The organism is Streptomyces sp. NPDC002911, from assembly GCF_053591835.1.
In genome coordinates this window covers 56,270-83,226 of the sequence record NZ_JBSFUO010000005.1, presented here as the reverse complement: position 1 = coordinate 83,226, position 26,957 = coordinate 56,270, and the positions used below count along the sequence as shown (strand labels likewise).

The window sequence follows — 26,957 nt, the reverse complement described above, 5'->3', positions numbered from 1 at the left end:
CTTGCGCGTCGCGACTCGGGCCGGACGGTGGGCCGTTCGGAGAGGCGATAGGGGAGTCAGGTCACACCGAGTGCCCACCTGCACCTCGGTCCACTCCTGCTCGTTCGGCCCTCCTGTCCGAATAGGCGTGGCTGAAATGCGTTTGCGCATGCGTACCGATGAGGGCGGAGAACTCCGAGAGGCAGGCGATTCCGGTAATTGGGCGGGTGTCCGGAATGCCGGATGTTCAGGGTGTCGAGACTGCCTGCCGTCGGTGCCGAATAGGCGGAGAGCTATTCCCGGGTGGCGACAGGGCTTCATTCGGACATGGTGAGCGGTTCTCCCTGGTGGCCTTTCCGGCCGGTGGGGCGATCGGGCCGCCGGCCGCCGCGGCCGCGCCCTGGGTCCCGTCGCCCTCGACTCCATGTGTGCACGCCGTCTCCCGGAGTGCCGTGCGGGCGCTCGTGTCACGATCGGGTCTCGGGCAGGGGGAGGGGCTTGTTTTCAGCCGTGGAATCGATTCCAATCACCCATGTAATCGATTCCACGGCCCGTTCCGATGGTCTCGAGGCTCACGGAAACCACAAGGAGGTGGTCCGGAAATGGCGAGCATCAAGGATGTCGCGGCCCAGGCAGGAGTCTCTGTCGCCACGGTCTCCCGTGTCCTCAACAGTCATCCCTCCGTCAGCCCGGACGCACGCGGACGCGTCCTCGCCGCCGTCGACGCCCTCGGCTACCGGCCCAACGCTGTGGCCCGCTCGCTGCGCACCGACCAGACCCGCACGCTCGGCCTCGTCATCAGCGACGTACTCAACCCCTACTTCACCGCGCTGGCCCGCTCCGTGGAGGAGGAGGCCCGCGCGCTCGGCTACAGCGTGATCATCGGCAACGCCGACGAGCGGCCCGAGCAGCAGGACCACCACGTCCGTACGCTCCTGGACCGCAGGATCGACGGGCTCCTGGTCTCACCCGCCGACGGCGAGTCCCCGATGCTGCTGGACGTCGCACGAACCGGTACGCCGATGGTGTTCGTCGACCGCTGGATTCCCGGGGTGGACGTCCCCGTCGTGCGGGCGGACGGCCACGCGGCCATCCAGGAGCTGGTCGCCCATCTGTACGCGCTCGGCCACCGCCGGCTCGCCATCATCGCCGGCCCGGCGGCCACCACCACGGGCAACGAGCGTGTCGAGGCCTTCAGGGAAGCGATGCGCGCCCACGGACTCGCCCTGCCCGACGCATACATCGGGCAGGGCGACTTCCAGGCCGACAGCGGACGGCGCGCCACCGAGCACTTCCTGTCGCTCCCCGACCCGCCCGAGATCGTGTTCGCCGCCGACAACCTCATGGCGCTCGGCGCTCTGGACGCCATCCGCGCCCGTGGCCTGCGCGTCCCCGAGGAGATCGGGATCGCGGCTTTCGACGACATCCCGTGGTTCGTCCACACCGGTCCGCCGATCACCGCGATCGCCCAGCCGACGGGCGAGCTCGGCCGCGCCGCCGTCCGCGCGCTGGTCGACATCGTCGAGGGCCGTCCCCCGCAGTCCGTCACCCTGCCCGCCACCCTCGTCGTACGCGGCTCCTGCGGCGAGCGCACCTCCACCCCCGGGAGCAACCAGTGAGCGAATCAGTGGAGCTGCTGCGCATCGAAGGCGTACGCAAGACCTTCCCCGGTGTCGTCGCCCTGGACAGTGTCGACTTCGACCTGCGCAGCGGTGAAGTGCATGTCCTGCTCGGTGAGAACGGGGCCGGTAAGAGCACCCTCATCAAGATGCTCTCCGGCGCCTATCGCCCGGACAGCGGCCGGATCTTCGCCGGTGGCCAGGAGGTGCGCATCCATGGTGCGCAGGACGCCGAGAAGCTCGGAATCGCCACGATCTACCAGGAGTTCAACCTGGTGCCCGATCTGACGGTCGCCGAGAACATCTTTCTCGGCCGGCAGCCGCGCCGCTTCGGGATGATCGACCGTCGGCGTATGGAGGCCGACGCCGAGGTGCTCCTGCGCCGTGTCGGCCTGCACATCTCACCCAGGGCAAGAGTCCGTGAACTGGGCATCGCCCGCCTGCAGATGGTCGAGATCGCGAAGGCGCTCAGCCTCGACGCGCGCGTCCTGATCATGGACGAACCGACCGCCGTCCTCACTTCCGAGGAGGTCGACAAGCTGTTCGCGATCGTGCGGCAGTTGCGCGCCGACGGCGTCGGCATCGTCTTCATCACCCACCACCTCGACGAGATCGCGGCCCTCGGCGACCGCGTCACCGTCCTGCGCGACGGCCGCAGTATCGACCAGGTGCCCGCCTCGACACCCGAGGCGGAGCTCGTCCAGCTGATGGTGGGACGCAGCATCGACCAGCAGTACCCACGCGAACGCCCGGAAACGGGGCACCCGTTGCTCTCCGTCCGCGGGCTCACCCGCGACGGGGTCTTCCACGACATCAGCTTCGACGTGAAGGCCGGCGAGGTCGTCGGCCTCGCCGGGCTGGTCGGAGCGGGCCGCACCGAGGTCGCCCGTGCCGTCTTCGGCGCCGACCCCTACGACGCCGGCACCGTCGACGTTCAGGGCGAGCGCCTGGGCAAGCACGACGTGACCGCCGCCATGGGCGCCGGCATCGGGCTGGTCCCCGAGGACCGCAAGGGTCAGGGCCTCGTGCTCGACGCCTCGGTGCAGGAGAACCTCGGCCTCGTCACCCTCCGCTCGGCGACCCGCGCCGGACTCGTCGACGTCAAGGGGCAGCGCACCGCTGCCGCCCGCGTCGCCGAGCAGCTCGGCGTACGGATGGCGGGCCTCGGCCAGCACGTCCGCACCCTGTCCGGCGGCAACCAGCAGAAGGTCGTCATCGGCAAGTGGCTCCTGGCCGACACCCGGGTGCTGATCCTCGACGAACCGACGCGCGGCATCGATGTCGGGGCCAAGGTCGAGATCTACCAGCTCATCAACGAGCTGACGGCTTCCGGACACGCCGTCCTGATGATCTCCAGCGACCTGCCCGAGGTCCTCGGCATGAGCGACCGGGTTCTGGTCATGGCCCAGGGCCGCATCGCGGGAGAACTCCCCGCCCACGAAGCCACCCAGGACGCCGTGATGGCACTCGCCGTCAGCGCAGCCCCCGTAACAGAATCCACCGAGCACGCAGAGAACGCAGAGGAGAGCCCCCGTGGCCACTGACACGCATCCGAGCAAGGCGGGCGCGGGCGGCGCCGGACACACCCTCCGCCGTCTCCTGCTCGACAACGGCGCCCTCAGCGCGCTGGTCGTCCTCCTGGTGGCGATGTCGCTGCTCTCCGGCGACTTCCTCACCACTCAGAACCTCCTGAACGTCGGTGTCCAGGCGGCGGTGACCGCGATCCTCGCGTTCGGCGTCACCTTCGTCATCGTCTCGGCGGGCATCGACCTCTCGGTCGGCTCCGTCGCCGCGCTCTCCGCCACCGTCCTGGCCTGGACGGCGACCTCCGAAGGCGTTCCGGTCTGGCTCGCCGTCATTCTCGCCGTCGCCACCGGCATCGCCTGCGGCTTCGTCAGCGGCGCCCTCGTCGCCTACGGCAAGCTGCCCTCGTTCATCGCGACGCTGGCCATGCTTTCGGTGGCCCGCGGTCTCTCCCTGGTCATCTCCCAGGGCCGGCCGATCCCGTTCCCCGGGTCCGTCTCCGTGCTCGGTGACACGCTCGGCGGTTGGCTGCCCGTCCCGGTCCTCGTGATGATCGCGATGGGCCTGATAGCGGCGCTCATCCTGGCCCGCACCTACATCGGCCGCTCGATGTACGCCATCGGCGGCAACGAGGAGGCGGCCCGGCTCTCCGGACTGCGGGTCAAGAAGCAGAAGCTGGCCATTTACGCGCTCTCCGGTCTCTTCGCCGCCGTCGCCGGTATCGTCCTCGCCTCCCGCCTGGTCTCCGCGCAGCCGCAGGCCGCACAGGGGTACGAACTCGACGCCATCGCCGCGGTCGTCATCGGCGGCGCCAGCCTCGCGGGCGGTGTGGGCAAGGCATCCGGCACCCTGATCGGCGCGCTGATACTCGCGGTGCTCCGCAACGGCCTCAACCTCCTGTCCGTGTCCGCTTTCTGGCAGCAGGTCGTCATCGGCGTCGTCATCGCCCTCGCGGTGCTGCTGGATACGCTCCGCCGCAAGGCCGGATCGGGTGCAGCGTCCGCCGGCGGCGCGTCCGCCGCGCCCGGAGGACCCGGGAAGGGCCGCAAGGGAGCGATGCAGGTCGGTATCGCGGTGGTCTGCCTGGCCGCCGTCATCGCCGCCGTGACCTTCTTCAAGTCCGGTTCCTCCGGCACCACCACCAAGGTGGGCATGTCGCTCTCCACCCTGAACAACCCGTTCTTCGTGCAGATGAAGGAAGGCGCGCAGCAGGAGGCCGAGAAGGCCGGGATCGACCTCACCGTCACCGACGCCCAGAACGACGCCTCGCAGCAGGCCAACCAGCTGGAGAACTTCACCAGTTCCGGGGTGGACTCCGTCATCGTCAACCCGGTGGACTCCGACGCGGTCGGCCCCGGTGTCAGGGGTGCCAACAAGGCCGACATCCCGGTCGTCGCCGCCGACCGCGGCGTCAACAAGGCCGAGACCGCGACGCTCGTCGCCTCCGACAACGTCGCCGGCGGCAGGCTCGCCGCGAAGACGCTCGCGGACCGGCTCGGCGGCAAGGGAAGCATCATCGTCCTGCAGGGCACCGCAGGCACCTCCGCCAGCCGCGAGCGCGGTGCGGGCTTCGCCGCAGGCATCAAGGCGTACCCGGACATCAAGATCGTGGCGGCCCAGCCGGCCGACTTCGACCGCACCAAGGGCCTGGACGTCATGACCAACCTGCTCCAGTCCCACCCGGGCATCACCGGTGTCTTCGCCGAGAACGACGAGATGGCTCTCGGTGCCGTCAAGGCGCTGGGCAGCAAGGCCGGGAAGTCCGTCTCGGTCGTCGGCTTCGACGGCACCCCCGACGGCCTGACGGCGGTCGAGGCGGGCACCCTGTACGCGTCCGTCGCCCAGCAGCCCAAGGAGCTGGGGAAGATCGCCGTACAGAACGCGGTCCGGGCAGCCGACGACAAGAAGGTCGACAGCATGGTGAAGGTGCCGGTCAAGGTCGTCACCCGGCAGAACGTCGCCGACTTCTCCTGATCACGGAAGGTACTGCTCAGATGTACGATCACGCGTTGTCCTCGGCCTCCGCGCCTTCCCGGTACGACCTGCTGGTCGTCGGCTCGGCCAACGCCGACCTGGTCGTCGGCGTCGACCGCCGCCCCGGGCCGGGGGAGACGGTGCTCGGCTCCGACCTCGTCGTCCACCCCGGCGGCAAGGGCGCCAACCAGGCGGTGGCCGCTGCCCGCCTCGGTGCCCGTACGGCGCTGCTGGCCCGGGTCGGCGACGACGCCCACGGGCAACTGCTGCGCGCCTCGCAGCAGGCGGCCGGCGTCGACACGGGCGGGGTCCTCGTCGGCGGGGCGCCGACCGGTGTCGCCCTCATCACCGTCGACCCCTCGGGGGACAACAGCATCGTCGTCTCCCCGGGCGCCAACGCCCGGCTCACCCCCGGGGACATCAGGGCCGCGGGACCACTCTTCGCATCGGCCCGCGTCGTCTCCGTACAGTTGGAGATCCCGCCGGCCACCGTCGCGGAGACGGCCCGCGCCCTCGCCCCGGGCGCGCGTCTGGTCCTCAACCCCTCCCCACCCGCGCCGCTCCCCGACGAGGTGCTGGCCGCCTGCGACCCTCTGGTGGTCAACGAGCACGAGGCGCGCTACATCCTCGGGGAGAGCGCGGGCAGCACCCCGGAGTCCTGGGCGCGGGGGCTCACCGCCCTCGGCCCGCGCTCGGTGGTGATCACCCTGGGCGCGGACGGCGCGCTCGTCGCCGACACCCGTGGCGATGGCGCCGTGCGGGTGCCGAGCCCTCAGGTCGACGCCGTGGACACCACGGGCGCGGGCGACGCGTTCACCGCCGCTCTCGCCTGGCGGCTCGGCCTGGGCGAGGGACTCATCGAGGCCGCCGCGTTCGCCGTACGGGTAGGCGCGGCAGCCGTCACCAAGGAAGGCGCGCAGGCGTCCTTCCCGACCGCGGAAGAGGTCTCTGCACTGTGAAGAAGTCCGGCATCCTGAACCGTCACCTCGCGGGAGCCGTGGCCGAGCTCGGCCACGGCGACGGCGTCCTGATCTGCGACGTGGGCATGCCCATCCCACCGGGGCCCCGCGTGGTCGACCTGGCTTTCCGGGCGGGCGTCCCGTCGTTCGCCGACGTCCTGGACGGCCTGCTGGACGAGCTCGTCGTGGAGGGGGCGACGGCGGCCGAGGAGATACGGGAGGGCAACCCGGAAGCCTCCGCCCTCCTGACCGCCCGCCTACCGGACCTGACACACGTGCCGCACGAAGAGCTGAAGGCGCACAGCGCGTCCGCACGTCTGGTGGTGCGGACGGGGGAGGCCCGGCCGTACGCGAACGTACTGCTGAGGTGCGGCGTCTTCTTCTGAGTCGTCGCAGGGCCGCGACCGACGCCGCGTCCGGAGGGGGAACCACCGGGTCGAGGCGTACGGGACGCGCGCACCCCCTTCCTCCGAAAGCCGTCAGCTGTGCGGCTGGGCAGTTTCAGGCGTTGCAGTACCGGGTCGGGCCTTCGGTGAAGACGGTGTGGGGACGCCGGCCCAGGCCAGGACGGCTGTGGGAACGACGCCGTCCTCACCGAGACCGGGCTGCGTGCCATGGGGGCGGAACAGCCCGCCCATCTGGCCGGTGCCCGCCGCCGGGTCCTCGACCGGATCCCGCCGGCACCCTGTCGCCGCGACACCGAGACCTATGATGCGCGCACCCCGGGACAGCACTGCTACGGCCGCAGCACCTCACGGAACGTGTACACACCTGACGGCTCCATCCGCACCAGCGCCATCGGTTTGCCGTCCGGATTTCCGTCCGAGGCGAAGGAGATGGGCCCGCTGAGGCCCGACACGGCCGCCCTGCCGCTGAGCTGGAGCAGCATCTGGAGTGCGGCGCCCGTATTGACCTGTCCCTTGCCGTCGGGTCCCGCCGCGTTACGTACGGCGACTCCGAGCGTCCAGAGCGCGTCGTGGCCCATGATGACCTGGCCGTCCTGGAGGACCTGCATGGTGGCGTCGGCCGCTCCGCCGAACTCCGTCCGGTACAGGGAGAGGAAGTCCGGCAACGGATTGTTCGCCTCGGCATAGAGCTCGCCGGCCAGCGCGGGATGGGCCAGCGAGGCGTACAGGACGGTCACCCTGCTGTCCGTCCACTCGGTACGGAACTTCTCCCGCTGCGGTTCGCTCACCAGCGAGCCGTAGTAGGCGCCGACCGCGTCGTCACCTGTGACCAGGGTGACCGGGCACCGGCGGTCCGGTGCGGACATGGAGTAGATGAAGTTGCGGATGTTGATGCCCCGGCCCGCGAAGAACACCGCGTCGGGACGGAGGTCGCACACCTTGTCGGCGACGGACGAGAAGGCGTTGGACACTCCGTCCACACCGGAGAGGAACTCCAGAGGGGTGCCCTCGAGCTTCAGCCCCCGTTCCTCGGCCGCCTGCGTGAACGCGCTGGACATGGAGGTGTTGTAGATGTCGTCCTCATTGCGGTCGCGGATGACCGCGACCTGGTAACCGGGGTCTTTCTCCTGCTGCTTCTTCAAATAGTTGGCCGCGCCCCTGGCCTGGTCGCGGTTGGGCGCGGACGTACGGAAGAAACCGGGCCGGGCCGCGTCGGAGAGGCTGTCCGCGGTCACCGTCGCGCCCATCATCGGGATACCCGCCTCACGGAGCGCGTCGACCGCGTTCTGTGTTCCCCCGCGGCTCTGTCCGAAGCCGGCGACGGCGACAAGACGGTTCTCGTCCTCGGAGAGGGCGACGAGATCGTCGGTGAGGGTTCGCCACTGCTCCGACCGCAGCCCGAGATTGCCGACGAGCAGGCGTATCTGCGGCAGATCGCCGCGTCCGGCGCCGAGACGGGGGTCGTTGAGCTCGCGCTGCGCCAGATGGGCGCCCATCAGCTCGCCCCGGAGCCCGTACTTGGCCTCCTCCTCGCCCTTGACCGTGGTCAGCGGCTCGACATAGGCGAGGGAGACGTACTTCTTGCCGGACTTCTCGACGCGCTCGTTCTCCGCCTCGATCTTGCCCATGACCTCCTTCAGCGACGGGTCGAAGGTGAACGAACCGTCACTGACGCCGATGCACTCCTCGCGGGCCCCCACCTTGAGGATGCCCGGCGCACATTCCACCTTGTTGTGCTGCCAGGCCTCATACGCCTCCGCACCGCCCCACACCGCGGCGGCCAGCACGATGACACCCGCCGCGATCCACGGTGCCTTGCGCCGGGGCGGGCGCGGGGGGACGAACGTGTCGTCGTCGGGAGCTACCACCACGGCTTCCTTTCGTAGCGCTGAGCCATACGCAGCAGCACATGGCGGTCGTGTTCGTCGCCGATGGGCCGGCGGAGCGTCAGGAACTCCTCGGCGATGTCGGGATACAGCTCCGCGTACGGGTCGCCCAGCGGATCCCCGTACGGCTGGGCGGCCCCGTCGGGCCGCGGGTGCGGGGTGATCCAGCCGGCCGCCAGCAGCCTGGTGATGGCACGGCGGGCGGGATCGCCCCCGGCGACGCCGACGAGGCGTTCGTACCGTTCGCGGGCCGCCTCGGGCAGGGCTGAGTCCCAACGGCACGGGGCACGCTGGAGCCAGGCCAGGTCGGCGCACCACTCGTCCGCGCCCGTCTCGTCGAAACGGTCCCGCAGATAGTCGACGGCGGAGCCGAGATCGTCCAGGGCCAGGTTGTGGTACGCGGCGGCACGCAGATCACCACGGGCCGTGGCCGCCGCACGCAGCGCCCGGTGTGCGCCCTTCCAGGAGCCCGGTCCGACGTCCTCCGGTGCGCCCTCCAGACGGCGCAGCAGCAGGAAGCGGGTGAGCCGGTGCAGGGCGGGCAGACCCTCGTCGGGTTCGGGCACGGTCCGCAGATCGTCCGCGCAGTAGCCGACGAACTCCCGTAGCACGGGCTCCTGCCCCTCCCACAGGGATTCGCAGGTCTCCGCCCGGCCGAGGGTTACCCCGGCGGCGACCCGTGGCATCAGCCGGGCCAGCTGTGCGGAGCAGTCGCGCAGCAGCAGTTCGAGCAGTCCCGGTCCGGCGGACAGCGTGGGCACGGGCTGGACGCTGCCGTCGAGCGGGGCGAGGCACTGGTGGACACGTTCGTCCCACGGCAGGTCCGCGGGCATGCGGCGCAGCGTGTCGAGCACGGCGGCGGTTCCCGCGGGATGGCCCCGGGTGATCTCGTACACGATCCAGCCGAGCCACTGCACCGCGTTGTCGGCGCGCGGCAGCACGGAACCGGTCGGCAGTGTGTCGAGGGTGGCGGCTGCCTGGGCCTCGACCTCACGGCGGCTGAGATCACGCAACTGCCCCGCCGCCACGAGCGGTCCCGCAGACAGCGGCCGGAGGAGGGCGGGCTGCGGCCAGCTCTCACGGTAGTCGGGGCGGTGCCCACTACCCGTCTCCGCGCGGACGAGCGTTTCCGGGCGCTTGCGCGCTGTCGTCACGACGAGCAGCGGATCGGGGCGGCCGGAGCGCTCGCGCGATTCGAGCAGGAGCGTGAGGAAGGCCTCGCCGACGGAGGAGTCCGCGTTGTCCAGGAGAGCGAGGCAGTGCGTGGTCCGCAGCCGGTCGGCGCGGCCGGAGGCATAGGCACCGCGCAGGTCGGCGAGGAAGGAGTCGAGCAACACCCGCTCGGCCTCGGCCCGTTGGGCCGGATAGCCGTGGTACAGCCGATTGACGCCCACCAGGAAGTCGGCCGTCGCACCGCGCCCCGGGCCGGAGGCGGACATCTCGGCCAGGCGACGGCGCAGCCGCAGCCCGAGCCGCATGCGTATCCCGCCCTGGACGAGAGGCACCACGACGGAACTCCAGCCGGGCAGTCCCAGACCGGCGAGCTGGGCGACTCCGTCGACGATTCCCTGCAACTCCTGATACGAATGCTCCCGCGCACGCCCTGCCCGCAGTGCCTCGGCCATGTCACGGACGGCTCGCTCCCGGCTGCGCGCGTCCACGGCGGTGCCGACGGCGGCGAGCAGCGAGCCCAGGGCGGGAAAGCCCAGTCGGGGGATGCCGTCGTGACGGGCGCTGAGTTGGAAGGCCGTCTCGATCAGCACGTCGATGGGCGTTCCGCCCCGCTCGCCGACCGGCTCCAGATCGATGTGCGCCAGCGGCACGCGCTGCGCCCACTGGCGCAGATGCCCCATGAGCGCCGTCTTCCCGCTGCCGCGTGGCCCCAGAAGCATGAGGGCCGGGAGCGGACGCAACGGCCCCGGCTGCCTGCTGAGGGCCTCAGCCACGCGTCTGCGTACGGCCAGGTCCCGCTCCGACCAGTCGGCTCTGTCGTCGACCATCCAGCTCCCCCCGTGGACTGAACGACGCCTCGTGCACCCGCTTGCACTCACGTGCCACACAAGGTTATGCACTCAGGTGACCTGCTGGTGGCATCCCCGCAACAGGCGCTCCTTATGCGCCTCCCGTGCGCCTTCTGCGCCCCTCGTCATGCGTCCAGGAGGGCGTCCACCAGCCCGGCCAGCGCCGAGGCCAGTGCGTCCAGCCCCGGGCCGGCCGGTCCGCCCGGCTCGGTCATGTACAGGTCGCGCCGGATCTCGATCATCAGCGCGCTGACCCGCGGGTCCGTCCCGTAGTGCTTCAACGGCACGTACGTACCAGGGAAGGGGCTGTTCAGCCCTGTGCCGCCGAATCCCGCGAATGCCGCCTCCGCCCGGGCCAGAAGCCCGGGCGGCGTGTGAAAGCCGTCGGTGCCCAGGCAGACCGGAGGGCGCGGACCGGTGCCGTGCAGTTCGTACGGGAGCGCGGTGGCCGGGTAGGAGTGGACGTCGATGACGACGGCCCGTCCCATGGCGGCGAGCCGTTCGTCGACGGCTGCGGTCATCGCCCGCGCGTACGGGTGGAAATACCGGTCGAGCAGCGGCTCCGGGTCCGCACCGGCCGGGCGGAGCGGCTTCCGGTGCGTGGTGCGGGTATAGACCGCGCCCATGCCGACGGCCAGCATCTCCTCCCGGTCGTCGGGAAACCGCTCGGGGTCGACGACCAGCCTGGACAGGCCGTTGACGAAGCGCCAGGGCGCCGCCGCGCAGGCCTCGGAGGCCCTGGCGGCCAGGTCGGCCGTGTGGGAGTCCGTGATGTGGTCGAGTTCGGCTTCAAGCGCCTCGTCACCGAGCACGATGCCGCCGCGTACCTGCTCCGGGATGGCCCGGGAGGAGTGCGGGACGTGCAGCAGCACAGGGGAGCCGGGGGCGCCGGGGACGAGTCGGAAGGGCGAAGGGGCAGGGCTCAACGGTCTTTCCTCGTCCATGTGGAGGGGCGGATGGGGGTGTGAAGCGCTGCCGGCGCCCTGGTGTCCGTCCGTGCCGTGGCCACCAGGCCCCCCGCCCTTCAAGCTTGGGGGTTAATGTGACGTAGCGTATCCATTTCGGAGGTGTCCTCAAGGGCGCCGCGCGGATCGCTGTGCGCTCACGTTCCTACGGTGGCGCCGAGGAGTTCTCGGATGAAGCTCTGCTTCCTCGTCGAAGAGCAGTACCGGCAGGACGGCATGCCGCTCGATGTAGTCGTACGGCTGAAAACCTTGGGGCATCACGTGGATGTGGTCAGGCCAGGCGCCTCGATGATGCGCGTCTCCGAGGAGATCCGGGGCGGGACCCACGATGCCTGGATACTCAAGACCGTCTCCGGGGGCCCGGGGCTCACGCTGCTCGAGGCCGCCGCGGCCGTCGGGCTGACCACGGTGAACGACGCCCGCTCCATCCGCCCGGTGCGCGACAAGGCCCTGACCTCGGTGATCGCGCGACAGCACGGGCTGCCGGTGCCGGTGACGTACACGGCCCCACGGGCCGCGCTGTTCGCCGCCGTCCCGGACGAGCTCTTCCCGCTGGTCGTCAAGCCCGCCGAAGGCAGCTCGGGCCGCGGGGTCCGTCTGGTGCGCGATCCGGCCGGGCTGTCGTCCGGGGAGGGGGAGGAGGCCGGGGGAGGGCGGCTCATCGCACAGCCCTACGTACCCAACTCCGGTGCCGACCTGAAGGTGTACTGCCTCGCGGGAGAACTCCACGCGACCCGGCGGCAGTCGCCGCTCCACCCCGACCGGCCGGTCGAGGCGAGAGGAGTGCCGCTGTCCGCCGAGGTGGCGGCGGTGGCCGAACGGGTCGGAGAAGTCTTCGGACTCGATCTGTACGGCGTCGACATCGTGCTGGGGCCCGACGGCCCTGTCGTCGTCGACATCAACGACTTCCCCAGCTTCCGGCAGGTCCCCGATTCCGTGGCGCGGGTCGCCGACGCCATCCTGGGCCTCGCCAGGCGCGGGAACGGACGCACCGGGCCGGGGCGGCTCATCGGCCCGGAAACGCTCCTGCCCCTGCAGATACCGTCCCCCAAGCCGGCCGCCGCCCTCGTCAACGCGCTCGGGAGCAAAGCCGTATGAGGGTGTGCCTGCTGACCGACAAGCCGGATCATCCGATGCTCGCCGCCACGGCCTCCCTGTTGCTCCAGGCGCGGCACGAGGTGACGTACGCCGACCCGGACTCCGAAGGCGCGGCGGACGGAGCCGGCCTCGCCGATGTCTACCTGCTCAAGGCGCACACCCCCAGAGCTCTGGCGCTGGCCCGCGCCCTCGAGGCGCGAGGCGCCCGGGTGGTGAACTCGGCCGCGGCGACGGAGCTCTGCCAGGACAGGAGCCGGATCGCGGAGGTGGCGGCGGGGGCGGGAATCCCGATGCCGCGCACCCGCACGCTGCCGGCGCTGTGCGCGCTCCTGCCGGACGCGGAGAGATATCCGTTGATGGTCAAGAGCCGCCACAACCGCCGCGGAGACCTCGTCGTCCGCGTGGACGGCCCGGCACGGCTCCGTGAAATCGCCGCCGCGTGGCCCGAGGAGCCCGTGGTGGTCCAGGAGTTCACACCGAACAGCGGCTGGGACCACAAGCTGTGGGTCATCGCCGGCCAGGTGTTCACCGGCCTGCGCCCCGCACCCGGGACGGTGCGGACCACGAGCCCGCTGCCCGGCCCCGTGACCGGCGAACCACCGCCCGCCTGGACGCGGTTGGCCCTGTACGTGGGTGAGGTCTTCGGCCTGGACGTCTACGGGATCGATGTGCTGGACCGCAGGGGCGAGCCTGTCGTGGTCGACGTCAACGCATTCCCCGGCATCCGTGGACCCGAGGGCGCGCCCGGGGCGCTGGCAGCGCTGACCACAGGGCGGCTGACACCGTACGTGCCCGGCGGTGGCCCCCAAGCCGCCGCGTAGTCCGCGAGGGACGGTCCCAGCAGAGCGAAGGCGAGGGCGGCCTCCTGTTCGAGAATCGCGGCGATGTCGCCGGCTGAGGTGCCTGACGCCTCGGCCAGCGCCTCCTCGCGGCCTGTCGTGCAGGCCACGCAGACAGGCCGCGAGCGTGGGACTGTCGGCGATCATCCGGGAGAACTCGGGGCCGGCGAACCCAGCCACCGGGTCCTGAGCCGCGGCGGCGGCCAGGAAGGCGCAGCGAAAGCCGACTTCGGTCCTCCGGTGGGCGAGGGAGGACCGGAGGACCGCCTCACGCGGTGTCCGCGGGTCGGCGGATCAGCCGGCCCACACCTCGGCGTCGTCGGCCGGGACAGTGGTGGCGAGCTTCAACTCTTTCCGGGCGGCGACCGTCTTGTTCGGGTCGATGCCGGCGAAGGCCAGGTCGTAGGCGACGTAGAAATCGTCCGTGTTGCCGGCCGAAGCGGCGTCTTCCCACGCCTCCGCGGTCTCCGTCAGCTGCGAGCGGAGCTTGACGGTCTCCGGCTGCTTCACACCCTTCAGGTTCGTCAGGTGGGTGTTCAGCGCGGTCGAGACGGCCTCGGCCTGCTTCTTGTAGCCGGCGAGGTCCTTCTCGATCTCCTCCGCCTCGGGCTGGTTGCTCCACAGCGCCTCGTAGACGGCGTTCGCGCCCTTCAGGTAAGCGCGTTGGTCGGCGTCCAGGGACTTGTTCTGGAGCGAGCCGGAAAACGTGCCCTTCTCCATGGCGTACGTGCAGCTCACCGCCCGGTCGCCGGTCTTCCAGCTCTCGCTGGTGGGGTAGTAGTAGAAGAGGTCGACGCCCTTGGGTATCGCCCAGGTGTCGGAGACGAACTTCTGCGACTCCGCCGGGCACCGCTCGTCCGCGATCTTCGAGGCCCCCGCGTCACCCGGGTACGCCGACTCCCCGTCGATGGCGAACTCGCCGACGACCTGGCCCTCGTGTGCTTCCTCGCAGGGCACGATCTCGACGCTGAACTCTTCGCTCGCCGTCGCCGCGCTGTTCGGGTTGTAGCAGTCGCCAGGGGTGAGCGAGAAGACAGACCGCTGACGAACTGCTGTCTTGGCGCCGGCCTTGGCGCTGTCGATGGCATCGGCGCAGCCCACCGCGCCTATCGCGAGAAGGGCGACTGCGGCGGACATGCCGCGAGCTGAACGGGACGTGACACCGAAAAACATGACGTGGGCATCCTCAAACGGAAAAGCGGTGAACAGGTGTGCGCATCGTATGGCATAAATGTGACCGCGCTGTGCATGGTCGTCGCCACCCTCCCGCGGTCGGCGTCGACCGCTCAGGACGTCGCCTTGCCTGTCGACGTGAAGGCCATGAGCCCCTTCGGCCCCGTGGCGTACACGAAGCCGTCCCCCGCGAAGAGCGGGAGCTGGCCATAGGTCACGGCGGAGTCCAGCTCGGCCCTCCAACGGGCCCTGCCGTCACCGGCATCGAGAGCCCACAGCCAGGCGCCCGTACACAGGTAGACCGTGTCGTCGGCGCACTGGAGGTGCGGGAGGCCGGATGATCCTCCCTCGAAGAGGGAGCCCGCCCAGCGCACGTCTCCGGTGTGGGCGTCCAGGGCGTAGACGACCATCGCGAGGCCTGTGCCGGCGGCGGCGTAGACCGCCTTCCCGTCCGGGCTCGCCACCACGGCCTTGAAGGCGACCTCAGGTGATTTCCAGGCCACTTGCCCGTTGGCCGGGTCGATGGCGTAGAGGCGGTCGGCCACATGGAGGAAGAAGCCACCGGCCGAGGAGTGCGCGCCGTCCCGCCACGGTCCGTAAACACCTTGGGACAGTACGTCCATGGCGCTCGAGCCCGTGATGGCAGGGGGCGCTCCCGTCGGTGTTGGCGCTCGCCCAGAGCAGCCGCGTCCCGGAGGACGGTACGAACAGATCGCCCTTGCTCGCCTGCGTCTCGGTGCTCGTGAGCACCATCTGTCAGCCGACTTTCCGTTTCGCCGGGTCGATGGAACAGACGAACGTTCCGTTCTTGGAGCCACAGCCACAGCCACAGGGTCAGCGCCGTGCCACCCCCTGTCAGTGCCACGGCTCCAGCTGCGAGCCCCACCAGCAGCGCGCGACGGCTCGGTCCGGCGGCCGGGCCGGGCGGGACGAGCGGCGGAGGGCCGGCGGGCGGGGTAAGGACGAACGGCGGCGTGACGTCCTGCGGGCGCGGGGAGCGGGAAAGCCGCCGTTACGCCTTACGGGCGACGGCGCACCACGTGGGCAGGGTGTCGTCCGGGGCTTCCGACGGTTCGGGACGCCGACGGGTCAGGGTGACGACGCCGGGTTCCAGGGCCTCCAAGCCGTCGCAGACGCGTTGCACTGCGCAGAGGTCCTCTACGACGTTCGGCTGAGATGCGGCTTCTCGGCCGGCCGGTTCTGGCGCGCCCTCGTTCGGCGCCATGCTCGGGGGCACGCCGCCGCCTTGTCTATCTTCCTTCTTCGAGGAAACGGAGGTACCACGATGGCCAAGAAGCGCTGGAACATCAATTCGCTGGGCGCCGTGCAGCTGGACGACTGCATCCACGCTATCGGCATCCGGCGCGCGCCCGCCGGTGATCACGGAGAGCGCGCCCGGCACCGGGGGCGCAGGGGCTGCGAGCCGCGACCGCATCACCGGGTCGCCTGCGCCGTCCGGTTCGACGCGGCGGCGGTGCCGGAGCCGGCGGCCGCGGCCGCCGAGGGCCAGGCGCTGACTCTCCGGTGCACACCGCCACCGAACCTCGTCGGCAGCGCGCAGCAGCCACCGGATCTCAGCACGAAGGCCGTGCTGAGGGACGTACTGATGGAGGTGTGCTGACGTGCGGACGCCTGTCTTCGAGCTCCACATCCGGCCCATGTTCCGCGCCATCGACCGCACCCACATGGCCTTTCTGTGCGACTTGTGGGACTACGACGCTGTCGTCGCCCAGGCAGAGAACATCCTCGCCCGGCTGGAGGACGATATGCCGCCGACCGCCACCGGCGGACTGTGGCCGGCGGAGTGGATCGCCCTCTTCAAGCGCTGGAAGGACGGGGTCCGCAAGCGCTTGGACCTCGGCACGGCGACGTACGCCCTCAGCCGGACGGCCACCTCCGTGACGATCACGGCGACCGGTACCTTCCCCGTTGCCGGGTGCAAGGGCTGGTTGCAGCTGGAGGGAGAGACCGAGGAGGCGAAGACCTACGTCCTCTACGGGGAGCGGCCGGACGAACCCGGGACCGGGATGCCGGAAACGTTGACCATCAGGGAGCGCTACAGTGCCACGGACACCCGCACGGTGTTCGTGCGCGACGCGGCGGGCGTACGGCAGCTGGACTGAGGTGCAGTCGTACTGAGCCGCACGGGCCGTACCTCGGCCACCCGTCGCCGCCCCCCGGAGTGGGTGGTCCCCTGGCGCCGGAGACGAGTGCTGTTCTCCCGGGCTTCCGCATCGCCCATGAGACCTGGGGGCGTCCCCGCGCGGACGCCGTCGGCACGGCCCTCCTCCTGCAGGTGCTCCCGAGGGACTCCCGCGTGTCCGGCCCGGACGAAGTAGCGTGTGATGAGGTTGCGGGCCTTGTGGAGCTCGCGTTCGAAGGCCGGTGGTCCGGCACCGGCACCAGCACCGGCGAGGGCGCGCCGGGGGCGGGGCCGGAGGATCAGCGACAGCCAAGCTGGTCATCATCACCTGCCAACCTGCGACGGACTGGTCGGGCTTTCCGGTCCCGGGCCACCAAGCGGCACGCGATCGGTGGTCCAGGAAGCCGGGCGGCCGAAGGCGGCCTCGGCGGAAGTGCCCGTCCGGACGGAGTGGGATTCGTCGCCGCCGACGAGGCGGGTGCCGTGCCGGCGGTACCGGACGATGGACCTCACTGGTCCGTACCGGCGGCATCGGGGAGTGGCAGGGCGTGTGGCGCCCGCCGGAGCCGGAAGCACTGCCATCCTCGTCGTCCATGGATGTCAGTACTTTCTACGCCCTCTTCTCCACGACCTGCTTCGCCCTGGTCGGCCTGTGGTGGAACGTCGTGCAGAGCCATGCCGACTGGATGCGTGACCCCGCCCTGCGTCGTGTCGTCGGCGGGATCTACCTTTCTTTCCTGCTGCCCGCCCTGATGGGCCTGTTCGCCCAGGTCGGCGGCATCGAACAGCCGAAGATCTGGAGATCGGCCTTCGTCGTCCTCTCCGTGATCGGCTGCGTGTGCACCTTGCGCCTGCTGGCCCGTGTCCGCGGCGACCACTTCATCACCTGGCAGCAGACCGCTGCCGGACTGCTCTATGCCTTGATCGCCGTCGTCGGTGCCTGGCCCGGACTCGCGCGGCACGTCGGACTGCGCCCCATCCAGACCGAGGCTCTCATGCTGATCGTCCTGGTCGTCCTGGCTCACGCCCTGGTCTGGCGGTACATGGCGGGCGAGGGCCGCGCCGACGAGGAGGCCTGATGCAGGTGCGGTCCAGCGATCTGTACGGAAAGCGCGGCGCCGACGAGGGAGCAGGGCTTGGTAGTGCTTCGTCAGCCTCCACGCTCACCCCCAGGGGCGTGTGATCAGACCAGCTGTGTGCCTGATCATTTGTCAGCCGTACGGATGAACTCCGGGAGTACGGCCCCTGCGCACTGATGGTGTCGACACGCCTCGCTTCAAAATGGATCAGAATCCATGACCGAGAGGGAAACCGTGGCCGCAGCCTTCGACTTCGAAAGCAGCATGATCGTCGAGCTCATGGCGATGCCTCCTGAAAAACATGACGAGGTGTGGCTGAAGAATGCGCTGCAACAGGCCATCATGCTGGAACTCGCGACCCTTCCTCCCTATTTGTGCGGGCTCTGGTCGATCGATGATTCAGGTCGTGGCTCCGACGTCTTCACGACGATCGAAGAAATCGTCTTCGACGAGATGTCCCACATGGGATTGGTGTGCAATATGCTCACCACTGTCGGCGGTACTCCGCGGGTCGCCGACGAGAGGCTGGTGCCGAAGTATCCCGGCCCCCTGCCCGGCGGGGTGCGCCCCGAGCTGTCTGTCTCCCTGACCGGGCTGTCCAGGCACTCGCTCGACATGTACTCCCGGATCGAAGCGCCTGACCAGCCAGTCGCCGAGATCAGGGAAAGCCATACGTCCATCGGGGCTTTCTACGCTGCAATCCTGGAATCCTTCCGAAAGCAGCAGGACCTGATCGCGGGCACCCGGCAGGTCACCGCAAGAATGTCGCACCATGGCAGGGGGAATGACGTTGTAGCGCTCAGATCGTTCAGTGACGTCGAGGCCGCAATCAAGATCATCAAGGAACAGGGCGAGGGAACCACGACTTCGCCGGAGAACCCGTTCCCTGGGCAGCCCGGTGAGCTGGCTCACTTCTATTCGTTCCGGGAGATCTATCACGGCCGAAAGCTGATCGTGGTGTCGGAGGATCCGAAGACGTTCGACTTCCAAGGAGCCGAGATTCCCATGCCGGGGACTTTCCCCATGGGAACGGTACCCGGGGGCGGCTGGGAGGCGGGCCTTCCTGCGGTCCCCAGCGAGGTGAGGAGAATTCTCCACACCTTCAACCAGCACTACAGCTCGCTGCTCTATTTCCTCGAACAGGCGTGGCAGACGGAGCAGACCGGTACGGCAACGCAATTGTTGAATCAAGCCATCGGGAAGATGCGCAGACTGCGGGAGCCCGCACAGGATCTGATGCGGATCCCGCTGCCGGACGGCAGCGGCAAGACATACGGTCCGGAATTCCGGTACGTCGCGGACAGAACAGGAAGCGGGGCCGAGAACGCTTGATCTCAGCGGGTGACGCTCCCTCCGGGGCGGCGGAGGAGGGGGATAAGGCTGACAGGCAGGTGGCTTCAGTGTCGGCGGCGCCAGAACGGGGTGTCCCAGCGTTGTTCGCGTCGGTACTGGGCGGCCTGTGCCTGGAGGTACTCGGCGTGTACGACTGCGATGCGCCGAGCGTAGGCATCCAGAGCACCGGTCTCACCGGCTCGGTCGGCCAGAACGGCCCGTGCCGCGGCCAGGCCGGTGGCCAGCGCGGTGACGATCCCCCTGGCGGCCAGAGGGTCGGTCGCGGTGGCGGCGTCGCCGACAGCTGCCCAGCCCGGTCCGGCCGCCGGGTCGGCGCAGGCGGAGCCTGCCGCCAGCACCCGCAGCCGCCGGGGCGGCTCCTCCCAATGGGCGGTGCGGTCCCGGATGTGAGCGGCGAGCTGTACTCGGGCCCACCACACATCCGGATCGAGCAGACGAAGGCCGCGGCTGAGGTCAGCATCGGTCATGGCCATCACAATCCGCCCACCACCGGGCATGGGGGCGGTGTACCACCAGCCCCAGGGAGTGGACTCCACCAGCGAAGTCCGCTCCAGGTCCGCTGCCCCCGTCGTCGGCGGACCCAACAGTCCGGCGACCGCGACCAGGCGGTCGGAGCGGGTCAGTGTCGCTCCGACCCGGCGGCCCAGCCGCGCCGCCCGGCCGGTGGCGTCGACGAGATAGCCGGCGGGCAGAGCACTGCCGTCACCCATGACGACCTGCCAATGACCGTGCTCCCGTCGGACGCCGCGGACGCGCCCGGCGTACAGGCAGGCGCCACCGGCCCGGGCTGCCTGCAGGAGGACGGCATCGAACCGGGCTCGGTCCAGGTGCCAGCCATCGCCGTACGGCCCGAACGAATACTCCGCGGCACTGAGCGCGTTCTCGCCCCAAGCGGCCAGGTTGCCGTGGCAGAGCGCGTGCCCATCGGCGGCGATACGGTCGAGCACTCCCAGTCGTTCCAGCAGCGGGCGGGCCGTAGGAGCAAGGCTCTCCCCGACCCTCGAGCCGGGTGAGGCCACCGGGGCGACGATGACGACTCGCGCCCCGGCCCGGGCGAGGCTCAGCGCGGCCACGCACCCGGCGGGCCCGCCACCGGCTACCAGAACGTCGCAGTGCCGCATCCTCACGCCGCTGTTCGAACCGCTGTCACTCAACCCACTGCTCCAGTCTCTGCCTGGCCTACTCGGGCTCCGTAACCGTCCGCTCTGTCTCGACCAGGATCGTGCGGCCGTCCGGGCCGGTCCGGGCGACGACGAATCCGAGAGTGCTCCACCTCGCGACCATTTCGTCAGCGTCGTCGATGCCACGGTCCCACTCCTTGAACGCCTCGGCCGCGACCTGGATGAGCGCGTCGTGCTCCGGCTCGGGAAGGACTTCGTCGGGACGGGAAGCCGGCCACCAGTGGGTGTGGCACGCGTGGAAATCGGCCTGCCAGGGCAGGGCCATGTACTTGGTGACATCACCGGCGGTCAGGTCTTTGCGGAGCCGGAAGGGCGCGGCCCAGGTGGCCGGATTGTCGGCGATGTACGTCATCTCGATTCCAGGGAAGAATCCCCCGCCGCTGCAGGCCTCCAACGCAGCCCGTACCAGAGCGTGCGGCTGGTCTTCAGGCGCGAAGGCTTCGAGCGGGACTGCAGGGGCGGGCGCGCCCGGCCAGTCGGCCAGGAAGTCGCCGACGGCCCAGCGCCGCATCCGTTCGTACTGGCCTGGCAGAAGTGTCAGCCAGGTGTTCGGCTGCTCGGGGTCTCTGTCTCCTCCGTCGCCGGCAAGGACAGGCATGAATCCATCGTTGGCCTGGCTGAGGTCCAGAAGTCCAGGCTTCGGCGTACGCAAGCGATCGAAGACGGCCTGACGGTGCGCTGCGTTGACGTCGGCGTTCGAGGACAGCTTGGTGAGGCGGTCAGGCGTGAGGAAGTTCCGCCCGGCGCCGTGCTTCAGGCGCGCGACCGCGTTGACCCATGCGTGTTCGACCGGCCGGGCGAGCAACGGGTAGATGTCCCGGGTGAAGGAAACCTCCGGTGGTACAGGCAGCCTGCCCAACGTGCGGGCGGCCTCCAGGGCGACGTCGTACAGAGTGATCAGGCTCGGCGTGTGGGGTGCGTAATCGGGAGGGACCGTCACGACCCAGGCGGGAGTCACCGGTACCAGGCGACCCTGCGGGCCCAGGCGTACGCTCGCGCTGACCGGACCGTCGGAGATGTCGTCGAACCAGAAGTCGTTGTTGGCGAAGTGACTGATCGGGTTGGCGGCCTTGACCGAGGCGGACTTTCCGAAGCCGCCGAGGACGAGCAGTCGGCCGGCCTCGTCGGTGCGCAGTTCCCCCAGCGCTACCGGGGTGCCCAGGAAGGTTCCGGTGTCGAACCGGGCGCCCGTGCCGTCCTGGGACGGACCGGTCACACTGCGGGGGCCGGGCCGGATGACCAGCCGGGCGCGAGCCGAGGGATCACCGGGATCGAGATGCCGGTTACGGCGGTCGGCGTTCGCCCCGGACTGGTGGAAGCGCCCGGCGAACTTGAACCACTCGCCCTTCGAGTTGGCCAGTTCGGCGGTCCAGGACATGTGCGCGTCGGCCGAGGTGAGCTCGCCCAGGACAGCGCCGGCCTGGTCGTAGGCGTACAGGCGGAACCGGGCGGCTTGGCGTTTGATCCGTCCGGCGGTGTCCTTGAAGCCGCCGTCGGGCCGCGGCGGCATGCCGGGGGCCTCCGGACCGATGAAGAAGCCGTCGGGGCTGTCGCCCAGCCTGGCGATGCCGACCGTAGGGTGGATTTCGCAGAAGGAGATGTCATCGAGGTTCATGTCCGCTCCCGGTGAGAGATCCAGGTCAGCAGGTGGTGTGGACTGCCCGGTGAGGACGGTGACCAGCCGTGGGATTCACCGGCGGTACGAGAATCAGTGGGAATGCGTCTCGGTGGTGAGATCCCCTTCCTTCTTCATGGATCTCCCGCCCCATCGCGAGCCGCAGGTCGACGCCGACCGGTCCGCCGTCAAGAAATCGCACTGTCATTTGGTCGTTCTCGTGGGGTCCGTCTTCCGGAAGGCCAGGTAGTCGAGGCTGTGGTCCAGGGGCAGCGATCGAAACGCCGGAAACGGATCACGCGTTGCACCTCGACGGTCACCGGACCGAAATTCTCGGTGTCACCCGCTCGAAATGGCCTCGAAACAGCGTTTCGGAGGATGGGGTGAGTTCGGCCCGTTCTCCTCGGCCTTTCTCAGGCTTGCATGTGGTTTGGCAATTCGCCATTCAGAGTCGGCCACGCGTGTTGACGCGATGTACGCACTGAGGTTCTCTCATCGAGATGATCTCGTGTGGTGACTCGGCCCAGGGGATCCGACGAGCCGCGATGAGTTCTGCGGCGTCCGGCAGTCATACTGTCGAACCCCTTACCGAGGAGGACTTCTGATGCGCAGCGTGACCTATTCGATGGGCGTCTCACTTGACGGTTACATCGTCGGCCCGGACGGCGGCTTCGACTGGACGACGCCCGACGAGGAGGTCTTTCGCTTGGCCACCGACGAGGTGCGAGAGGTCGGCGTCCACTTGTTGGGACGACGGCTTTACGAGACGATGCTGTACTGGGAGAGCGCCGACCAGAATTCCTCGCTCGACTTCTCAACCCTCGAGTTTGCCGCGATCTGGAAGCCGCTCCCCAAGGTGGTGTTCTCCACCACGCTGTCGGAGGTCCAGGGCAATGCCCGCCTGGCCTCTGGCGGCCTGGCGGAGGAGATCGAGCGGTTGCGAGTCGAACCGGGGGACGGCGCCATCGCGATCGGCGGCGCGACCCTCGCTGCCGAGGCGGCCGCGCTGGGTCTGATCGACGAGTACCGGGCCAGGGTCTACCCGGTGCTGGTCGGCGGTGGCATTCCATTCTTTCCCCAGCGCGAGCGCCGTGTGGATCTCGAACTCGTCGAGACCCGTACCTTCAGCTCGAGAGTCGTCTACCTCCGCTACCGCGTGGCGCGTTAGCCGGCTCGTCCGCCGAGCCCTGGGAACCACCTGCCCGACGCGGTGCGAACTACCGCCTGGCCACGACGAGTCGTACGGACCACACTCGGCCGCGGACGCATGTAAGGCTCCTGGTAGGACAGGTCTCGCCACAAGAGCATGTCTGCATTCCCAGAGGCTTCACGTCGGTCACCTATGTTTGCCACGCTCGACGTCCCGCGCCATGTCGTGGACCACCTGTCTCGTCTGCTGTCCCGCCCCCGGCGCCGCATCGGCACCCCGCGCGGCAGCCGCGCGCTCGGGACGTTTCGCCAGGCCGTGCTCGTCCTGCCCTGGTTCCGCGAACACGCTTGCGTGCACTGCCCGGCACGGGACGCCGGCGTTTCCCGGACCACCGGCTACCGCTACCTCCACGAAGGCATCGACGACTGCGGGGTGCTCACCTCGGCCGGTGTGCCTCCGGCAGCCAAGCGGCGCTGAGGGTGTCGCCGCGCGCCTCCCCCTACACGTTCAGGGGTGCGGCGGCCGGCCCGGTGGCCTGACAGGTCTCAGCCGGCGGAGGGGGTACGGATGGCGGCGATGTCGAACTGCAGGCGGAGCCTCTCGCTGACCATGGCGCCGCCCTCGGCCAGCCGGGCGTTGTAGGTCAGGCCCCAGTCGGAACGGTTGATGGTGGTGGTCCCGTCGAACCCGACGCGCTCGTAACCGAACGGGTCGGTGACGTACCCGATGTACGTCAGATCCAGGACCACGGGCCCGGTGATGCCCCGGATGGTGAGGTCACCGGTCATGCGGTAGACGTCCGTGCCGATGAGCTGCACGGCCGTGCTCACGAAGCTGATTCGCGGGTGATTCCTGGCGTCCAGGAAGTCGCGGCCGATCAGGTGCGCGTCGCGCTGCTCCACACCGGTGTCGACACTCGCGGTGGCCAGCGAGATCTCGGCCCGCGAGCGTGCAGGGTTACGCCCGTCGAAGTAGAGGCGGCTCTCGTACTCCAGGAACGCGCCACGCACCGTCGTCACCATGGCGTGCCGCACGGAGAAGCCGATCCTGCTGTGTGCGGGGTCGATCATCCACTCTCCTGTGAGAGCGGCCAGACGGGGATCCGGCAGAACTGCCGCACCGGCGGCCGCAGGGGAGGCAGTTGGCTCCTCCGTACGGGGCTCCGGACGTCGGAGCAAGGAGCTGCGGCTGAAGAGGTTCATGAAACAGTTACTTACGTCGAGGTGAGCGGCGCCCGCAAGGGCTGATCAAGGAACCCGAACATCCGTGGTCAGACCTTCACAAGATGGCGTGTCGGCGAAGCGGTGGCGGTGGTCGAGAGTGGGGACCTCGTGATCGGTCCTGGCTCGGGGGCGGCTCGGCATCCGTTCGTCGCCGTCACACCAGGCGACTTCGATTCGGCTTTTCCGTACCCAGGAGGGGCTCTGAACAGATCATGGTCACTCTCCAGAGCGTTTCGAGCCGGAGGCATACCGGGTTTTGCCTCTACTACTGTGCAAGCCGGGCCACGCCGCTGACCGGATGCCGAGACGGCAGCTGCCGAGCGAATCGTCGCCGCCCACATGGCGTCCTTCCCGTACGAGGACCAGGAAAGTTTGCACCTGTACGACAGTGATGACAGCCGGCCGGACGAGGTCGTTGCCGGGTCCGCCAAGATGCCGTTCGACCGGGGCAAGGCACTGCCGGTACTCGACCATGTGCTGCCCTCGGTCACCCGAGTTGCGCCGCGCGCTGCCAGAAGCGGAGTGGCGCGTGCACATGGACGACCTCGACGTGCCGTGGGACGCGATCGAGGGCTACGCCTTCCCTGGCATGCGCGGTCCGGGCCTCGCGGCCGGCCTGGGCGGCCTCTGAGGTCCCGGTCTGGCATCTGCGGTGAAGGTGTTCGGTGGTCAGGGCAGCCCTCGTCGGGGACGCAGCCGGAGGGTAAGTGGGAGAACGGGGTTGCGGTCACGTTCGGAAAGCAGTTGAAGCTGCCGCGGGTGCGGGCGGGGCTGGACCGGGTGGAGTTCGGCAAGCGGGTGGGGTGTGCGGCGCAGTCGATTTACGTCGTTCGAGCAGGGACGGCGGATTCCGCAGCCGGAGCTCGTCGACAAGGCGGACCGGGTGCTGGATGCCGGTGGGTTGCTGGTGGCGTTGAAGGAGGAGCTGGCGCGTTCGCAGTACCCGCCGTTCTTCCGGGACGCTGCGCGGCTGGAGGCCAAGCGGTTGCCCTCTGTGTGTACGGCCTTTATGCGGTGCCGGGACGGCTCGCTTCGATGAGCGCGAGCGCGCGGACCGCCCTGCACGCGGGGCGGCCGTGATCAAGGCCGTGTGATCGCCCAGTGACTGGCCGGCCAGTACGTCGCCCGGCGTACCACCGCCGGACCCTGATCAGTCGTCACTGGCGGAGGCCATCCACAGCTCCACGTCGGTGCGGATCAGCCGGCCCGGCCGCTGAGTGGCGGTGTCCGGGACCACGGCCCGCACCATAGGCTGCTCGCCCTTCTCGACGGTCACCTTCGTGCCGTCGAAAGCCGGTGACTCGTCGCGGACAACTGACTGCAGCTTGGCTTCCAGGTCCTGCGCCGCAGCGTCGTCCTCGACCACGAAGCACAGCACTTCCGTGTTCTTGGCGGCGGTGGACGCCCGCTGGCCCAGTGCGGCGAGGCGCACCGGATTGGGGGAGCTCAACGGGTTGAAGTCCGCGCGATAGACGTCTCCCAGGCACTCGGCCGCGCGCCGGAACTCCTTGTCGTCGGCCAGGGATGCACCGTCCTTCGGGTCGACGGCCGACATGGGGTCCGAGTTCCTGGTGGAATAGGAAATCTCGTCCCCCGAGATCTGGAGCGTGGCTCCCGCGTCCCCAGGATGCGTCCAGACCTCCTGGCCATCCCTGTCGTCCCGTGTGTAGCCGTTGGACTTCAGCGACTTGGTGATCGCCGACGCGTCGAACGAACCCTCCCAGTGCCCGGCCTCGCTGGTGTCGACCGCGGTGTTTATCTGGGCCACCCTGAACTGTTGCCCCAGCAGACTGGGCTGATGCGTACCCAGCAGGGGGCTGCTCGGCTCCGAGATGGAGGTGAACCGCTTCGGGTCGCCCTTGCTCAGCTTCCGTACGTGCGCCACGTCGAGGTAGGACACCTGCTTCGTGCTGGTGTCACCTGCGAGGGTTCCGAGCCCCGTGAGCAGCTCGGAACCGCCGTCGCCGCCGTCGGAGCCGGACGAACAACCGGTGACCGCCGCCAGAAGGACTGTGGCGATTGCGGTGGCGCCGACGGCCGATCCGCGTGCTGGTATGCGCATGGTCAAGCAGCGTATACCGCTGCCCGACGGAGGACGCTGCTGTGAGGGAGGCCGTTCAGCCACCGGTGGTTCGGCGGGAGCCCCAGGAACGGCCGGTGCCTGCACTTGGGCGTGTCCGTGCCTGCATCATCGCGACCTGCCTCGGCGGGGTCGGTGTTCCGTACGGCGGGGTGCCCGCGGCCATGTCGGCAGCCATGTATCCGACGTGCAGCGCCGATACGGCGATGCGGCGCGGCGCCACAGAGCAGCCAGCCAGCCGTACCGACGGACGTCAGAGGAGCGGGGTGAGCTTCTTCGCCGTACTGCAGTGCTCGGTGCGCCCGTGCCGCCACAGCTGCACCGCGGTCAGAGTGAGGAGCGCGGCGAACACCACGAGGAAGACGCCGGCCATCGCCGTCTGGCGGCCGTTTCCCGCCGGGTCATCGAGGGAGAGCAGGCCGAGGGCGGACAGCAGCGTTCCCGCGATGTACACCGAGCGGACGCGCCGCAGCTGCAGTACCGCACGAGGAGCAAGAGCAACACGCTTCACGAGAGCCATGCTCACCTCCGTACCCCCTACGGGGGCGATGAGACACCGATTCATGGAATCGCCTCCATACGAGGTCTGCGATGCAGGGACGGCCGGCGCGACCTGCGTCCCAAGGAGTTCACCGATCGAGCCGGCCGGCTTTTCGACTGACTCGGCTCGCCGCCCGATCTTGTCGAAG

Annotated in this window: 24 protein-coding genes and 2 pseudogenes; 14 read left to right on the top strand and 12 right to left on the bottom strand. The window is 69.5% G+C overall.

The window, feature by feature from the left end; all coding sequences use genetic code 11:
• Positions 1-581: 581 nt before the first annotated feature.
• From ACWD04_RS10305 to rbsD, 5 genes are read left to right on the top strand one after another with little or no spacing between them, the layout of a single operon-like run.
• Entirely contained in the window at positions 582-1,598 is a 1,017-nt protein-coding gene (locus ACWD04_RS10305; protein ID WP_451130131.1) for a LacI family DNA-binding transcriptional regulator, read from the top strand.
• Complete coding sequence (locus ACWD04_RS10300; RefSeq protein WP_451130129.1) at positions 1,595-3,142, top strand: sugar ABC transporter ATP-binding protein; 1,548 nt, start codon at positions 1,595-1,597, stop codon at positions 3,140-3,142. The genes ACWD04_RS10305 and ACWD04_RS10300 overlap by 4 nt, the downstream gene beginning before the upstream one ends.
• On the top strand, positions 3,132-5,096 hold the full coding sequence (locus tag ACWD04_RS10295) for an ABC transporter permease/substrate-binding protein (protein WP_451130127.1): 1,965 nt from the start codon (positions 3,132-3,134) through the stop codon (positions 5,094-5,096). Before ACWD04_RS10300 ends, ACWD04_RS10295 begins: the two co-directional genes overlap by 11 nt.
• Positions 5,097-5,116: 20 nt before the next feature.
• Entirely contained in the window at positions 5,117-6,055 is a 939-nt protein-coding gene (locus ACWD04_RS10290) for a ribokinase (protein WP_451130125.1), read from the top strand.
• Positions 6,052-6,441, top strand: a complete 390-nt coding sequence (rbsD, locus tag ACWD04_RS10285; protein ID WP_451130123.1) for a D-ribose pyranase — start codon at positions 6,052-6,054, stop codon at positions 6,439-6,441. The genes ACWD04_RS10290 and rbsD overlap by 4 nt, the downstream gene beginning before the upstream one ends.
• Before the next feature lie 350 nt (positions 6,442-6,791).
• Here the strand turns inward: rbsD and ACWD04_RS10280 are convergent, their stop codons facing one another.
• The 3 genes from ACWD04_RS10280 to ACWD04_RS10270 form a co-directional block, all read right to left on the bottom strand.
• Positions 6,792-8,333 (bottom strand): ABC transporter substrate-binding protein, encoded by a 1,542-nt coding sequence (locus tag ACWD04_RS10280; protein WP_451130121.1) that lies wholly within the window; start codon positions 8,331-8,333, stop codon positions 6,792-6,794.
• Complete coding sequence (locus ACWD04_RS10275) at positions 8,324-10,348, bottom strand: ATP-binding protein (protein WP_451130119.1); 2,025 nt, start codon at positions 10,346-10,348, stop codon at positions 8,324-8,326. The genes ACWD04_RS10280 and ACWD04_RS10275 overlap by 10 nt, the downstream gene beginning before the upstream one ends.
• Before the next feature lie 146 nt (positions 10,349-10,494).
• On the bottom strand, positions 10,495-11,295 hold the full coding sequence (locus tag ACWD04_RS10270; RefSeq protein WP_451130117.1) for an N-formylglutamate amidohydrolase: 801 nt from the start codon (positions 11,293-11,295) through the stop codon (positions 10,495-10,497).
• A 210-nt stretch (positions 11,296-11,505) separates the two neighbouring features.
• On the opposite strand from ACWD04_RS10270, the gene ACWD04_RS10265 reads away from it, so the two are divergent.
• Positions 11,506-12,432, top strand: a complete 927-nt coding sequence (locus ACWD04_RS10265; protein ID WP_451130115.1) for an ATP-grasp domain-containing protein — start codon at positions 11,506-11,508, stop codon at positions 12,430-12,432.
• Positions 12,429-13,253 carry an ATP-grasp domain-containing protein gene (locus tag ACWD04_RS10260; RefSeq protein ID WP_451130113.1) on the top strand — a complete coding sequence of 275 codons (825 nt, stop codon included), beginning with the start codon at positions 12,429-12,431 and terminating at the stop codon, positions 13,251-13,253. Before ACWD04_RS10265 ends, ACWD04_RS10260 begins: the two co-directional genes overlap by 4 nt.
• Here the strand turns inward: ACWD04_RS10260 and ACWD04_RS10255 are convergent.
• The 4 genes and pseudogenes from ACWD04_RS10255 to ACWD04_RS10240 all read right to left on the bottom strand — a co-directional run.
• Positions 13,250-13,490 (bottom strand): annotated as a pseudogene (locus tag ACWD04_RS10255) (TetR family transcriptional regulator); the annotation flags it as partial. The gene ACWD04_RS10260 and the pseudogene ACWD04_RS10255 overlap by 4 nt on opposite strands.
• A 75-nt stretch (positions 13,491-13,565) precedes the next feature.
• The gene (locus tag ACWD04_RS10250) at positions 13,566-14,444 is read right to left on the bottom strand and encodes a septum formation family protein (RefSeq protein WP_451130111.1); all 879 of its coding nucleotides are present in this window, start codon (positions 14,442-14,444) and stop codon (positions 13,566-13,568) included.
• A gap of 113 nt (positions 14,445-14,557) precedes the next feature.
• Positions 14,558-15,067: an outer membrane protein assembly factor BamB family protein gene (locus tag ACWD04_RS10245; protein ID WP_451130109.1), complete on the bottom strand. Its 510-nt coding sequence runs from the start codon at positions 15,065-15,067 to the stop codon at positions 14,558-14,560.
• A 389-nt stretch (positions 15,068-15,456) separates the two neighbouring features.
• Positions 15,457-15,588, bottom strand: a complete 132-nt coding sequence (locus ACWD04_RS10240; RefSeq protein ID WP_451130107.1) for a hypothetical protein — start codon at positions 15,586-15,588, stop codon at positions 15,457-15,459.
• 141 nt (positions 15,589-15,729) lie between these two features.
• On the opposite strand from ACWD04_RS10240, the gene ACWD04_RS10235 reads away from it, so the two are divergent.
• The 4 genes from ACWD04_RS10235 (at position 15,730) to ACWD04_RS10220 (ending at position 18,998) form a co-directional block, all read left to right on the top strand.
• On the top strand, positions 15,730-16,065 hold the full coding sequence (locus tag ACWD04_RS10235) for a hypothetical protein (protein WP_451130105.1): 336 nt from the start codon (positions 15,730-15,732) through the stop codon (positions 16,063-16,065).
• A 1-nt stretch (position 16,066) separates the two neighbouring features.
• Positions 16,067-16,567: a hypothetical protein gene (locus tag ACWD04_RS10230; RefSeq protein ID WP_451130103.1), complete on the top strand. Its 501-nt coding sequence runs from the start codon at positions 16,067-16,069 to the stop codon at positions 16,565-16,567.
• 613 nt (positions 16,568-17,180) lie between these two features.
• Positions 17,181-17,666: a hypothetical protein gene (locus ACWD04_RS10225; RefSeq protein ID WP_451130101.1), complete on the top strand. Its 486-nt coding sequence runs from the start codon at positions 17,181-17,183 to the stop codon at positions 17,664-17,666.
• A 216-nt stretch (positions 17,667-17,882) separates the two neighbouring features.
• Positions 17,883-18,998 (top strand): ferritin-like domain-containing protein, encoded by a 1,116-nt coding sequence (locus tag ACWD04_RS10220; protein WP_451130099.1) that lies wholly within the window; start codon positions 17,883-17,885, stop codon positions 18,996-18,998.
• Between the two features lie 65 nt (positions 18,999-19,063).
• Here ACWD04_RS10220 and ACWD04_RS10215 read toward each other — a convergent pair whose 3' ends face one another.
• A complete protein-coding gene (locus ACWD04_RS10215; RefSeq protein ID WP_451130097.1) occupies positions 19,064-20,173 on the bottom strand; it encodes an NAD(P)/FAD-dependent oxidoreductase in 1,110 nt (369 codons plus the stop codon).
• 25 nt (positions 20,174-20,198) lie between these two features.
• Complete coding sequence (locus tag ACWD04_RS10210) at positions 20,199-21,815, bottom strand: LodA/GoxA family CTQ-dependent oxidase (protein WP_451130095.1); 1,617 nt, start codon at positions 21,813-21,815, stop codon at positions 20,199-20,201.
• Between the two features lie 604 nt (positions 21,816-22,419).
• Between ACWD04_RS10210 and ACWD04_RS10205 the strand changes: the two genes are divergently transcribed.
• Together ACWD04_RS10205 and ACWD04_RS10200 are read left to right on the top strand one after the other, a co-directional pair.
• Entirely contained in the window at positions 22,420-22,983 is a 564-nt protein-coding gene (locus ACWD04_RS10205) for a dihydrofolate reductase family protein (protein ID WP_451130093.1), read from the top strand.
• A gap of 174 nt (positions 22,984-23,157) precedes the next feature.
• Complete coding sequence (locus tag ACWD04_RS10200; protein WP_451130091.1) at positions 23,158-23,442, top strand: hypothetical protein; 285 nt, start codon at positions 23,158-23,160, stop codon at positions 23,440-23,442.
• Between the two features lie 68 nt (positions 23,443-23,510).
• Here ACWD04_RS10200 and ACWD04_RS10195 read toward each other — a convergent pair whose 3' ends face one another.
• Positions 23,511-24,167 carry a YceI family protein gene (locus tag ACWD04_RS10195; protein WP_451130090.1) on the bottom strand — a complete coding sequence of 219 codons (657 nt, stop codon included), beginning with the start codon at positions 24,165-24,167 and terminating at the stop codon, positions 23,511-23,513.
• A 666-nt stretch (positions 24,168-24,833) separates the two neighbouring features.
• Between ACWD04_RS10195 and ACWD04_RS10190 the strand changes: the two are divergent.
• Positions 24,834-25,217, top strand: a pseudogene (locus tag ACWD04_RS10190) (helix-turn-helix domain-containing protein); the annotation flags it as partial.
• A 121-nt stretch (positions 25,218-25,338) separates the two neighbouring features.
• Here ACWD04_RS10190 and ACWD04_RS10185 read toward each other — a convergent pair.
• On the bottom strand, positions 25,339-26,250 hold the full coding sequence (locus ACWD04_RS10185) for a hypothetical protein (RefSeq protein ID WP_451130088.1): 912 nt from the start codon (positions 26,248-26,250) through the stop codon (positions 25,339-25,341).
• 271 nt (positions 26,251-26,521) lie between these two features.
• Positions 26,522-26,788: a hypothetical protein gene (locus tag ACWD04_RS10180; RefSeq protein WP_451130549.1), complete on the bottom strand. Its 267-nt coding sequence runs from the start codon at positions 26,786-26,788 to the stop codon at positions 26,522-26,524.
• Positions 26,789-26,957: the final 169 nt, after the last annotated feature.